This window comes from Kitasatospora sp. NBC_01302, from assembly GCF_035976515.1.
Lineage (GTDB): Bacteria > Actinomycetota > Actinomycetes > Streptomycetales > Streptomycetaceae > Kitasatospora.
Genome location: NZ_CP108404.1, coordinates 6405788 through 6418118, shown reverse-complemented (window position 1 = coordinate 6418118; position 12331 = coordinate 6405788). Strand labels below are relative to the sequence as shown.

Annotated in this window: 11 protein-coding genes; 5 read left to right on the top strand and 6 right to left on the bottom strand. The window is 73.5% G+C overall.

Annotation, left to right across the window (positions count from 1 at the left end; genetic code table 11):
• The first annotated feature begins 581 nt into the window (after positions 1–581).
• A complete protein-coding gene (locus OG294_RS28165) occupies positions 582–1325 on the top strand; it encodes a GNAT family N-acetyltransferase (protein ID WP_327069340.1) in 744 nt (247 codons plus the stop codon).
• Between the two features lie 102 nt (positions 1326–1427).
• The gene (locus OG294_RS28160; protein WP_327069339.1) at positions 1428–2432 is read left to right on the top strand and encodes a hypothetical protein; all 1005 of its coding nucleotides are present in this window, start codon (positions 1428–1430) and stop codon (positions 2430–2432) included.
• A 7-nt stretch (positions 2433–2439) separates the two neighbouring features.
• Here OG294_RS28160 and OG294_RS28155 read toward each other — a convergent pair whose 3' ends face one another.
• From OG294_RS28155 to OG294_RS28130, 6 genes are all read right to left on the bottom strand, one after another.
• Positions 2440–2856, bottom strand: a complete 417-nt coding sequence (locus OG294_RS28155; RefSeq protein ID WP_327069338.1) for a ribonuclease domain-containing protein — start codon at positions 2854–2856, stop codon at positions 2440–2442.
• Between the two features lie 125 nt (positions 2857–2981).
• Positions 2982–5801: a pyruvate, phosphate dikinase gene (ppdK, locus tag OG294_RS28150; RefSeq protein ID WP_327069337.1), complete on the bottom strand. Its 2820-nt coding sequence runs from the start codon at positions 5799–5801 to the stop codon at positions 2982–2984.
• A gap of 451 nt (positions 5802–6252) precedes the next feature.
• Positions 6253–7326, bottom strand: a complete 1074-nt coding sequence (gene dusB / locus OG294_RS28145; protein WP_442789364.1) for a tRNA dihydrouridine synthase DusB — start codon at positions 7324–7326, stop codon at positions 6253–6255.
• Positions 7327–7588: 262 nt separating this feature from the next.
• A complete protein-coding gene (locus OG294_RS28140) occupies positions 7589–8395 on the bottom strand; it encodes a DUF4097 family beta strand repeat-containing protein (protein WP_327069335.1) in 807 nt (268 codons plus the stop codon).
• A 2-nt stretch (positions 8396–8397) separates the two neighbouring features.
• Positions 8398–9042 carry a response regulator transcription factor gene (locus OG294_RS28135; protein ID WP_327069334.1) on the bottom strand — a complete coding sequence of 215 codons (645 nt, stop codon included), beginning with the start codon at positions 9040–9042 and terminating at the stop codon, positions 8398–8400.
• Positions 9030–10370 carry a sensor histidine kinase gene (locus tag OG294_RS28130; RefSeq protein WP_327069333.1) on the bottom strand — a complete coding sequence of 447 codons (1341 nt, stop codon included), beginning with the start codon at positions 10368–10370 and terminating at the stop codon, positions 9030–9032. The genes OG294_RS28135 and OG294_RS28130 overlap by 13 nt, the downstream gene beginning before the upstream one ends.
• 225 nt (positions 10371–10595) lie before the next feature.
• Here OG294_RS28130 and OG294_RS28125 point away from each other — a divergent pair, with 225 nt between their 5' ends.
• From OG294_RS28125 to OG294_RS28115, 3 genes are all read left to right on the top strand, one after another.
• A complete protein-coding gene (locus OG294_RS28125; RefSeq protein WP_327069332.1) occupies positions 10596–11072 on the top strand; it encodes a hypothetical protein in 477 nt (158 codons plus the stop codon).
• Positions 11073–11146: 74 nt separating this feature from the next.
• Positions 11147–11563: a hypothetical protein gene (locus OG294_RS28120; protein WP_327069331.1), complete on the top strand. Its 417-nt coding sequence runs from the start codon at positions 11147–11149 to the stop codon at positions 11561–11563.
• A 42-nt stretch (positions 11564–11605) separates the two neighbouring features.
• Positions 11606–12307 carry a hypothetical protein gene (locus OG294_RS28115; RefSeq protein ID WP_327069330.1) on the top strand — a complete coding sequence of 234 codons (702 nt, stop codon included), beginning with the start codon at positions 11606–11608 and terminating at the stop codon, positions 12305–12307.
• The last annotated feature ends 24 nt before the right edge of the window (positions 12308–12331 follow it).

Sequence of the window (12331 nt, the reverse complement as noted above, 5' to 3'; positions counted from 1 at the left end):
AACGCTGGAATCCTCTCATCCCCGGACCGGGCCCGATGTCCGGCGCCCGGCCGCCACCCGGGCCATCGGTGCAGGTCAGAGCGGGGAAAGTCGGCGGGCCGCTGGCCTTCGATGCCCGGCGGGGCGTAGCATCGGCACACTCGCGCAGCCGACCCGCGTGCCGCGAAGTGACGCACGGGGCCAAGCCGGGTATGGTCCTCTCGCTGCCACGCATCATCGCGTCGTCGCCACGTCGTCTGTCACGCCGTGGGCCGCGGTCCCGATCCATGCACGAGCAGCCACCCACATCGCACCTTGCCTTCACCTGGCCGCCTGCTTCCCTTCGCGCACTCCTTCCCCTCTCGGCCATCTCGCGGACGCACACTGTCCCCCCGCACCTCCCCGCCGGACCGGTTTCGTGAACCGTGCCCGCTCCGGCACCGCGCTGCCTGCCTTCGGGCCACCCCCACCCCGCCGTACGGCCGAGCTCCGGCGTACCCGGGGCGTGGTGGAACACCTCGGGGCGGGGCGAACTGTCCACTCCCGGACGCCCGTCACCCGGGCGCGAGGGTCCCTCCGACTGCCGAAGGACCGAAGGTTCCGTGCCAGCACCTGTCACCCTCACCGGCCGCACCGTTCGGCTGGAGCCCCTCTCCGAGCAGCACGCCGAAGCCCTGGCCGCGGCCGGCTCGAAGGACCGCACGACGTACGCCTTCACCGCCGTCCCGCAGGACCTGGCCGCCGCGCGCGAGTTCATCGCCACCGCGCAGGCCGACCAGGCCGCCGGCCGCTCGCTCGCCTTCGCCACCGTGCGCGCCTCGGACGGTCTGGTGGTCGGCTCCACCCGGTTCCTGGAACTCGACTACTGGCAGGGCCCGGTGGTCTGGCCGCCGCTGCCCGCCGGCCCGATCGGCGACCCGGACACCGCCGTGCCGGACGCCGCCGAGATCGGCCGCACCTGGCTGTCGCCGCTCGCCCAGGGCACCGGGATCAACACCGAGGCCAAGCTGCTGATGCTGCGCCACGCCTTCGAGGCCTGGGGCGTGCAGCGGATCTCGCTGCGGGCCGACGCCCGCAACCTGCGCTCGCGCGCGGCGATCGAGCGGCTCGGGGCCACCTCCGAGGGGGTGCGCCGGGCCCACAGCCGGGGGCTGGACGGGGTGGTGCGCAGCACCGCCTTCTACTCGATCCTGGCCGACGAGTGGCCGGCCGTGCGCGACATCATCGAGCTGCGGATCGCGGCGGCGATCGCGCCGAGCGCGCCGGAGCGGCGGATCGACCGGGGCATGGGACGCGAACTCGACCAGGAGTGCGTCAGACACGCCGGCTCGCTGATCGCGGTCTGACCGGGCCCGGCCCCGCGCGGGGCCGGAGTCAACCTGCGGCGACGGTGACCCCCTGCGGGGGATATTTCGCATACCCACGGTTCTGTTGGGCACCACCCCGCCATGACTGCCCTCGATTCCGTCCGGCTGCTCGGCGCCGACCAGCAGCACATCGTCACCCGCGCGCAGCTGATCGAACACGGGGTCCCGTCGGGGACCATCGCGCACCGGCTGCGCCCGGGCGGGCCCTGGCAGCGGGTCCTGCCGCGGGTGATCTGCCTGCAGAGCGGACGGCTGACACCGCATCAGCGGCTGCGCGCCGCGCTCAGCTACGCCGCTCCGAAGGGCGAGCGGCCGATGCCCGGCTCGGTCCTGCTCACCGGGCTCGCCGTGCTGGCCGACGCCGGGCTGGCCAGCGCCGGGCACCCCTCGGACGTCGAGGTGGTCGACGTCCTGATCCCGGCCGGGCGGCGGGTGGCCAGCCGGGACTTCGTCCGGGTGCACCGCTCCCCCGCGAGATCGAGCGCCTTGCCGGCCGGCTTCGAGCGGGACGACGGCCTGTGGAGCGTCGGGGTGGGGCGCGCGCTGGCCGACGTCGCGCCGCACCTGACCAGCACCCGGCAGTTCCGGGCGCTGTGCGCGGAGGCGGTGCAGGGCCGGCACTGCGAGCGGGCCGACCTGCTGGCCCGGCTGCTGGGCGGACCGCCGGCCACCGTGGCACTGCCCCAGGTGCGGCAGGTGGCCGACGAGCTGACCTGCGGGATCTACTCGATCGCGGAGAGCGAGGCGCGCGAGGTGCTGCGCCGCGGCGGCCTGCCCGAGCCGCTGTGGAACCCGGTGCTGCTGCTGGACGGCCGGTTCCTGGCGATCCCCGACGCGTTCTGGCCGCAGTCCTGCGTGGCGCTGGAGATCGACTCGCGGGCCTGGCACCTGCGTCCGGCCGACTACGAGCGGACCCTGACCCGGGGCAACCGCCTGCAGGCGGCCCGGCTGCCGGTGGTCCGCGCCACCCCGCACCAGCTGCGCACCGACGCGGCCACGGTGCTGCGCGAACTGCGCACCCTGCTGGCGACGGGGCCGCACGGGCCCTACCACCGGATCACCTGGACCCGGTCCCGGGTCGGGTAGCGGGCCCTCAGCAGCGGGCGTCGATCCGCTGGAAGGTGGCGTAGTGGTCCGCCGTCCAGTACTCCTCGCCCGCGCCGCCGGTGACGATCCGCCGGGCGCCGCGGTCCCCCGAGCCCGGGGTGACCACGGTGTACTCGTGGTAGTAGCCGCTGGGCTCCTTGGGCAGCCGCTTCTCGCGGTTGTCGAAGACCACGCCGTCGGTGCGGTACGGGTAGGGGCCGCCCTTGCCGATCAGCACCAGGGTGTCGCGCGCCTGGCCGGGCAGCCGGCTCTGGCAGACGGTGCCCGCGGCGGCCGTGCGGGTCGCGGTAGCGGGCCCGGACGGGCCGTGATGGCGCCCGGTCGCGTACAGGGCCGTGGCCGCCAGCGCGCCCAGCAGCACGACGGCGAGGGCGATCAGGCGGAGGCGGCTGGAGATGCGCATCCGAACAGCGTAGAGCCGGGGCGGGTACGGACGCCGTTGTCCGTACCCGCCCCGGCTCTGTACGGCCGGCGGCTCTCCTGCGCCGAGCGCCGCCGGTCGCCCCTCCCCGTTGGAGGGGGCGCGGGTCAGCGGGAGTCGCTGCCCGCAGTCTCAAGGGCGGCGCGACCGGCCTCCAGGCGCGCCACCGGGATCCGGAACGGCGAGCAGGAGACGTAGTCCAGGCCCGCCTCGTGGAAGAAGTGCACCGAGTCCGGGTCGCCGCCGTGCTCGCCGCAGACGCCGAGCTTCAGGTCGGGACGGGTCGCCCGGCCCTCCTTCACGGCGTGCTTGACCAGCGAGCCGACACCGTCGCGGTCGATGGTCTCGAACGGGGAGACCCCGAAGATGCCCTTCTCCAGGTAGGCCGTGAAGAACGAGGCCTCCACGTCGTCCCGGGAGAAGCCCCACACCGTCTGGGTGAGGTCGTTGGTGCCGAAGGAGAAGAACTCGGCGGCCTCGGCGATCTGCCCGGCCGTCACGGCGGCGCGGGGCAGCTCGATCATCGTGCCGAGCTTGATGTCCAGGCTGACGCCGGTGGACAGCGCGACCTCGGCCAGCACCCGCTCGCACTCGTCGCGCACCAGCTCCAGCTCCTGGACGGTGCCGACCAGCGGGATCATCACCTCGGGACGCGGGTCGCCGCCGGCCAGCCGGCGCTCGGCGGCCGCCTCGGCGATCGCCCGCACCTGCATGCCGAACAGGCCGGGGATGACCAGGCCCAGGCGCACCCCGCGCAGGCCCAGCATCGGGTTCTGCTCGTGCAGCTTGTGGACGGCCTGCAGCAGGCGCAGGTCGTTCTCGTTGGGGTCCTTGCGGGCCTCGGCGAGGGCGACGCGCACCGACAGCTCGGTGATGTCGGGCAGGAACTCGTGCAGCGGCGGGTCGAGCAGGCGGACCGTCACCGGCAGCCCGTCCATCGACTGGAAGAGCTCGACGAAGTCGCTCTTCTGCAGCGGCAGCAGGGTGGAGAGCGCCTGCTCGCGGTCCTTGTCGTTGTCCGCCAGGATCAGGTGCTCGACCTCCTTGCGGCGCTCCTCGCCGAGGAACATGTGCTCGGTGCGGCACAGGCCGATGCCCTGGGCGCCGTAGCGGCGGGCCCGGTTCGCGTCCTCGGCGTTGTCGGCGTTGGCCCGCACCGCGAGGCGGCGGCGCACGTCGGCGTGCGACATCAGGCGGTGCACCGCCTGGACCAGGCCGCCCTGGACGTCGGCGCCGGCGTGCAGGGTGCCCTCGAAGTACTCGACCACCGGGGACGGCAGGACGGGTACCTCGCCCAGGTAGACCCTGCCGGTGCCGCCGTCGACCGAGACGACGTCGCCCTCCTCGATGACCAGGCCGTTGGCGGTGGTCATCCTGCGGCGCTTGGTGTCGACCTCCAGCTCCTCGGCACCGCAGACACAGGTCTTGCCCATGCCGCGGGCCACCACGGCGGCGTGCGAGGTCTTGCCGCCGCGCGAGGTGAGGATGCCCTCGGCGGCGATCATGCCGTCCAGGTCGTCCGGGTTGGTCTCGCGGCGGACCAGGATGACCTTCTCGCCGGACCGCGACCACTTGACCGCGGTGTAGGAGTCGAAGACGACCTTGCCGATCGCGGCGCCGGGCGAGGCGGCCAGGCCCCGGGCGATCTGCTTGGAGGTGGCCTCCGGGGCGAAGCGCGGGAACATCAGCTGGGCCAGCTGGCCGCCGGTCACCCGGTGCAGCGCCTCGTCCAGGTCGATCAGGCCCTGGTCGACGAGCTGGACGGCGATCCGGAAGGCGGCGGCGGCGGTGCGCTTGCCGATCCGGGTCTGCAGCATCCACAGCTTGCCGCGCTCGATGGTGAACTCGATGTCGCACAGGTCGCGGTAGTGCAGTTCGAGCTTGTGCATGATCGCCATCAGCTCGTCGTACGACTTCTTGTCCAGCTGCTCCAGCTCGGAGAGCGCCAGCGTGTTGCGGATGCCCGCCACCACGTCCTCGCCCTGGGCGTTGGAGAGGTAGTCGCCGTAGACGCCGACCGCACCGGTGGAGGGGTCGCGGGTGAAGGCGACACCGGTGCCGGAGTCCTCGCCGAGGTTGCCGAAGACCATGGAGCAGATGTTGACGGCGGTGCCCAGGTCGTTGGGGATCCGCTCCTGGCGGCGGTAGAGCCGGGCCCGGTCGCCGTTCCAGGAGTGGAAGACGGCGTGGATGGCCAGGTCCATCTGCTCACGCGGCTCCTGCGGGAACTCCCGCCCGGTCTCGCGCAGCACGATCGCCTTGAAGGTCTCGACCAGCGCCTTGAGGTCCTCGGCGTCCAGGTCCAGGTCGCTGCCGGTGCCCTTGGCGTGCTTGGCCTCCTCCAGCGCGTCCTCGAACAGCTCGCCGTCGACGCCCAGCACGGTCTTGCCGAACATCTGGACCAGACGGCGGTATGAGTCCCAGGCGAACCGCTCGTTACCGGACTGGGCGGCCAGGCCCGCGACCGAGACGTCGGACAGGCCGATGTTCAGGACCGTGTCCATCATGCCGGGCATGGAGAACTTGGCACCGGAACGGACCGAGACCAGCAGGGGGTTGTCGGCCTGGCCGAGCTTCTTGCCCATCTGCTGCTCGAGCGCTGCCAGGTGGTCGCTGACCTCACGGTTCAGCGAAGCCGGCTCGGCCCCGGTCTCCAGGAAGACCTTGCAGGCCTCGGTGGTGAGGGTGAACCCCGGAGGAACCGGGAGACCGAGGTTGGTCATCTCGGCCAGGTTCGCGCCCTTGCCGCCCAGCAGGTCCTTGAGGTCCTTGTTTCCTTCGGTGAAGGAGTAAACAAACTTCTGCGTCGCCGCCACGGGTCGGTCTCCTCGCACGGGGTTGCCCTGACGCCGGAGAACATACCCATTTCGAAGGCGGTTTCGCGCCGTCGATAGGCCGTCCGATCCCGAGGGCCAGGCTCGACCCATGAGATCAAAAGCTTGTGAAGGCGTTCACCTCTGTTGCTGAAATCGTCCGGCTGACGCTAGCGATCGTTCAAGTCTTGAACGCATTGCCACTGAAGATCGCGTGGAGCGGACGGAGGGTAGCGATGAGAGGACCGCCTCGATTCCCCGGCTTGATTTCCTGCAGCCAAGCGCGCAATCGGCCGCGATGCCCGTTCGGGAAGCGATTTGGACACCGTGGCACTTTCGACACCCCTGACGTGCCGTCAGCCGTGCCACGGTGTGGCCAGTGTCACGGACGCGGCTCGCTCATCGTACGTATCGAAACTCGTCCATTCGTTGCCCAACGCGCCGGTTTGACTGCTCTCCGTGATGAAAATCTGCCAGAAAGGAGCCCTCTTGGCCAGATTGGCCAAGAGGGCTGGGACACCGCGTCCCGCCGCCTTCGCGTGGCTACTTGGACGCTATGGATGAATCATCCGCCAGAGGTGTCCAACTCGGCCTCAACGCTCGGAATGGCGCAGTCGTACGGATCGTCCAACCAGCCGTCCGGCAGAACCACCCGTCCGTTGCCGCTGGTACGCCCGCGCGGGCCGTCGGCACCGGCCGGCCAGCGCTGCTCCTGGTCCACCTCGGCGAGCAGCCCGGCCAGCTCGTCGAGCGAGCTGGCCGTGGCGAGCCCGACCCGCAGCTGGGAGCCGACCGAGAAGCCCTTGGTGTACCAGGCCACGTGCTTGCGGAAGTCCACCACGCCGCGCTGCTCGTCCCCCATCCAGCGGCCCAGCAGTTCGGCGTGGCGCAGCATCGCGGCGCCGACCTCGGCGAAGCTCGGGCGGACCGGGTCGGTGACGCCTTCGAAGACGGCGACCAGGTCCTTGAAGAGCCAGGGCCGGCCCAGGCAGCCGCGGCCGACCACCACGCCGTCGCAGCCGGTCTCGCGCATCATCCGCAGCGCGTCCGGGGCCGACCAGATGTCGCCGTTGCCGAGCACCGGGATGTGCGCCGGGACCGCCTCGCGCAGCCGGGCGATCGCCGACCAGTCGGCGGTGCCGCCGTAGTGCTGGGAGGCGGTGCGGCCGTGCAGCGCGATCGCCGAGACGCCCTCCTCGGCGCCGATCCGCCCGGCGTCCAGGTAGGTCAGGTGGTCGTCGTCGATGCCCTTGCGCATCTTCATGGTGACCGGCAGCCCGCCCGCGCCCGCCACCGCCTCGCGCAGCAGCTCGCGCAGCAGGTTGCGCTTGTAGGGCAGGGCCGAGCCGCCGCCCTTGCGGGTCACCTTGGGCACCGGGCAGCCGAAGTTGAGGTCGATGTGGTCGGCCAGGTCCTCCTCCGCGATCATGCGCACGGCCTTGCCGACGGTGGCCGGGTCCACGCCGTAGAGCTGGATCGAGCGCGGCTTCTCACTCGGGTCGAAGTGGATCAGCTGCATGGTCTTGGCGTTGCGCTCGACCAGGGCCCGGGTGGTGATCATCTCGCTGACGAACAGCCCCTTGCCGCCGGACTGCTCACGGCACAGGGTGCGGAACGGCGCGTTGGTGATCCCCGCCATCGGCGCCAGCACCACCGGGGGCCAGACCTGCAGCGGGCCGATCGAGAGCGGGGCGAACTCGCCGCCTGGGGCGGGCCCGGCGCCCTGGACGGGCGCGGCGGGCTCGGTCGCGGCAAGGGCGTTGGGGACTTCGGGCGTGGCGGTCATGCGCAGCGGGTCCTCGGCGGGAGCGGGCGGAGTGGACTCTCCATTGTCCCCCACCCGGAGCAGCACCCTTCGGGACCCGATCGGCCAGCCGGCTCGGCCGGCCCGGCCCGGCCCGTCAGCCGCCGGCCGTGTAGTCCAGGCTGGCGTGCCCCGAGCCGACGCTCGCCGTGATCGACCGCGCCGAGGCCGAGTCGTTCAGCGCCGGGTTCGTGTCGGCCGAGCCGCGCACGTTGACCCGGTAGGTGCTGCCCGGCGGCAGCCCCGCGGTGAGCGAGCCCGAGGTGGCGGTCACCGACAGGTCCTGCGGCGGCGCGACGAACTGCAGGTTCAGCGATCCGGAGGTGGTGTGGGCCTGCACCTGGGCGGAGGAGACCCGCTGGGCGTTGAGCGTGCCGCTGGTCAGCTGCGCGGCGAGCCGGCCCGAGACGTCGTCCAGCTGGAACGAGCCGGAGGTGGTGCGCAGGCTCAGGTCACCGCTCAGGCCGCGGATCCTGGTGTCGCCCGAGGTGCTCCGGACCGTGACGGCGGTGCTCGCCGGGGCGCCGATGTCCAGGTCCACCGAACAGGAGGGCTCGTCGATCCCCAGCACCTTCGGGCAGCGGGCCGAGATCTTCAGCGTGTTGCCCACCACGACGCGGCTGATCTGCGGCTGCCGCACCGTCCAGCGCTCGGCCTGCTGGACGGCGATCTGGTCGTCACCGCCGGCGGTGACCGTGGCGCTCGCGTTCTGCAGGTCCAGTTCCAGCGCCGTGACCGTGCTCGGGTAGCGGTCGGGGCGGATGCTGGTCTGGCGCACCAGGCTGGTCCAGGTCTGGCCGGCGCCGAAGAGGATCACCGCGGCTCCGGCCAGCGTCCCGACCACCCGCCAGGCGCGCCGCTCGGCGCCCTGAGGCCGTGGTTCCCCCTGCTGCGCCGGCGTCACGGCTAGCCCTCCCCGAGGAAGCGGAGCACCGCGAGCACCCGGCGGTGGGTCGCGTCGGCGGCCGGCAGGTCCAGCTTGGTGAAGATGCTGTTGATGTGCTTGGCCACCGCGCTGTCGCTGACCACCAGCGACCCGGCGATCGCGGCGTTGGAGTGGCCCTGGGCCATCAGCGCCAGCACGTCCCGCTCGCGCGGGGTCAGCCGCTCCAGCGGATCGCGGTGCCGGCGCACCAGCAGCTGGGCGACCACCTCGGGGTCCAGCGCGGTCCCGCCGGCCGCGACCCGCTCCAGTGCCTCCAGGAAGTCGTCCACATTGGCCACCCGCTCCTTGAGCAGATAGCCCACCCCGCTGGTGTTGGTGGCCAGCAGGTCGGCCGCGTACCGCTCCTCCACGTACTGGGAGAGCAGCAGCACGGCTACCTGCGGCCACTGCCGGCGGATCATCAGGGCGGCCCGGACACCCTCGTCGGTCATGCCGGGCGGCATCCGCACGTCGGTCACCACCACCTGCGGCTGGTGCTCCTCGACGGCGGCCAGCAGCGCCTGCGCGTCACCGACCGCGGCGGCCACCTCGTACCCCACCGCTTCCAGGACCTTGACCAGGCCCACCCGCAGCAGGACCGAGTCCTCGGCGATCACAGCTCGCACGGCAACTCCACAGTGATGATGGTGGGGCCCCCGAGGGGGCTGCTGATGGCGAGGGTGCCGTCCACCGAGGCGGCGCGCTTGCGCAGCCCGGTCAGGCCGGTCCCCCGGGAGGCGTCGGCGCCGCCGACGCCGTCGTCGTGGATCACGATCCGCAGCTTCGGGCCCAGCTGGCGGACCGACAGGTCGACCCGGGAGGCGCGGGCGTGCTTGGCCACGTTGGCCAGCGCCTCGGAGACCACGAAGTAGGCGACCGCCTCGACGGTGGGCGACATCGGCGCCGCCAGGCCGACGGTCAGCCGCACCGGCAGCGGGGCCCGGGCCGCGATGCCGGAGAGCGCCGCGTCCAGGCCGCGGTCCTCCAGCACCACCGGGTGCAGGCCGCGCACCAGGTCGCGCAGCTCCACGATGGCCGCCTGCGCCTCCTCGTGCGCCTCGATGATCACCCGCATCGCCTCCGGCGGGACGTCCTTGAGGGTCTTGCGGGCCAGGCCCAGGTTCATCGCGAGCGAGACCAGCCGCTGCTGGGCGCCGTCGTGCAGGTCGCGCTCGATCCGGCGGCGCTCGGCGTCGGCCGCGTCCACCACGCCGGCCCGGCTCTCGGCCAGGTCCTCCACCCGGCGCTCCAGCTCGCGCGCCCGGCTCGGCCCCAGCAGCGCGCGGGCCGCCCGCCGGTCCACCCGGGCCGCGCGCACGGCCAGCCAGGGGCCCACGAAGAGCAGCAGCACGCCGACGGCGGTGAGCGCCAGATCGATCACGCCGTGCCCGCCGCCGCCGCGCACCAGGCTGCCGCGCGGCATCAGCCCGTGCCAGGCGAAGACGGTCGCCATGGCGAGCCCCGCGCCCAGCCCCAGCAGGCCGAGCAGCCCGAACAGGGCCACGGTCGGGCCGATCAGCACGTGGTAGCCCACCTGGCGCCAGGTGGACTCCGAGCCCAGCCAGGTCAGGCAGCGCACCCCGGCCGAGGTGCCCGGCGGTGTCAGCGGCGGGCGCTCGGGTATCTCCAGGCCGCCCAGCGCCCGGAACCGGCTGCGCTGGGCGCGGGTCAGCAGGGGCAGCAGGATCAGCAGCAGGACGCAGACCGCGGTGACCAGCTCGGTAAAGGTCACCAGGATCAGCAGCGGCAGCAGGAACGGCAGCCCCGCCGCCACCAGCCGCAGGTCGCGCAGCGCCCGGGCGGACCAGTCCCCGGGTACGTGAGGTCGCTCGCCCCGCTGTCCGGGGGCCGGGTGCCGCTCGTCGTGACCGGACCAGAGCCAGGCCAGGCTGGGGTGCGCGGTGCCCCGGCGCATCCCCTCGCGCAGTCGGCGCCGCCAGCTGGTCCTGATCACCCGGACAGCTTAGGGCGCGTGCCCGAGGGCCGGCAGTGCAGCTGGATGCCGCCCGGGGGTGTAGCCAGGTACACCCCCAAGACGGCAGTGCACGACAACGACGGCGGCACCCCTCGGGCGGGAGGCTGGAGCCTGTCGGCGCCCGGAGCGCGCCGCGCCGCACCGGCAGGACGCGGCACACGACGCGACGACGGACGGGGCAGGGACGTGAACGGGGTGGCTCGGATGGACACCGCGCACGAGGTCGCCGGGGACAGGCCTGCCCGGGACGGCTGGACCTGGCCGGTGGACGGGCCGTGGTCGATCCGGCTGGCCGACGGCGGCGCGCGCCCCGCCCTGGAGGTCTACGAGCACGGCGAGCTGATCGACGTGCTGGTCGCCAGCAGCCTCAGCGAGCACCTGCTGCGCGGGGCGCGGCACCTCGACGGCTCCGGCGTGCTGGACGAATCGGGCGGGCTGGAGGTCGCCGGACCGGGCGACGGGACGGTGGCCGGCTTCGCCTGGGGGCGGGTGGACGCCGACGGCAGCGCGCCGGAGGTCGACTTCGCCGGTGCCCGGCTGCGCCGCACCTGGCGGCCGGCCGAGGTGGTGGTGGTCGGCGGCGCGTTCTGGCTCGGCTGGGCGCCCGGGCCGCTGGTGGACGTGCGGGCCCGCCGGGCCGACGGCGGCACCGAGCGGCTGCGGGCCGGGCGGGCTCGCTGAGCGCCGCGGAAGCAGGACGGGCCCGGGGGCGGGCCTTGGGGACACACCTCGTCGAGGGAGCGGGAGGAAGCGTCATGGGAATCGGGAGCGAGTGGACGGCGGCGCGTCGCCAGGCGCGGCTGCTCGGCGCCGCGGGCCTGGTGCTGCTGCCGTGGATCGCGGTCCTGCTGCTGGCGCTGCGCGACTCGGCGGGCTGGGCCGCGCTCGACCTGGCCGAGGCCGGCTGCCTGCTCGGCACCGCCGTGCTGCTGAGCGCCGGCCACCGGCTGCACCGCCCGCTGGCCGGGTGCGCGGCGCTGCTGCTGGTGAGCGACGCGCTCTGGGACCTCGGCACGGCGAACACGGCCTCGGGGCTGCTGGTCGCGCTCGCGATGGCCGTGCTGGCCGAGCTGCCGCTGGCGGCGCTCTGCGCGGCGCTCGCGCTGCGCGGGCCGGGGCGGATGCCGCGCCGCCGGGTGGCCGGGGCAGCGGTGCTGGCCCTGGCAGCGTAGCTGTTAGCGTCGCCCTGCCGTGCGAGTCGCAGGAGGGGTGTCATGGCGATGGACCACGCGATGGACTCCGAGCCGGGCCCCGGGCTGCACTACGCGACGGACTCCGGGCTGGACGAGGAGGACGCCCAACTCGTCGCCGAGCGCGGGCGGGTGGACCGCCCGCCCACGGCGGCCGAGCTCACCGTGCCCGCCCTCAGCCGCTTCCTGGTGGAGGTCGCCGGACCGGCCACGGTCGAGGAGTACCAGGCCCGGCTGCGCGCGGTGCTCGGCAGCGCCCTGGACCACACGGTGGCCGGGCTGGACCTCGACCACCTGCCGGACTCCGCGGCCCTGGCGCTGGACCGGTCGGTCCGGCCGGTGCCACCGTGGTTCGCGGCGGTCAGCACCGGCCCCGGCGCGGCGCACGCCGCACGGGAGACGGCGCCGGAGTTCGCCCGTCAGGGCGCCGGGCGGTTCGTCGCCGCCGGGCACGGGACCGGGTGGCGCCTGGCCGGGTGGCTGGAGCGGTTCGACTGGGACAACACCTTCCGCACCTGGCAGTGGTGGGACGTCACCCGGACCGGCGGGCGGACGGTGAGCATCTGGGTCGACGCCCACGGCGAGGACTTCTTCGCCTGCCAGGAGTTGCGCTGGGCCGCCTGGACCGCCGGGGCCGCCCGGGTCGACGGTCCGGCGCTGGTGGACGCCCGCGTCTGGCTGGCGGAGCGCTCCGGTCATCCGCTGAGACGGTCCGCCGGACGCTGAGTCCGTCCGCCGGATTCGTCCGCT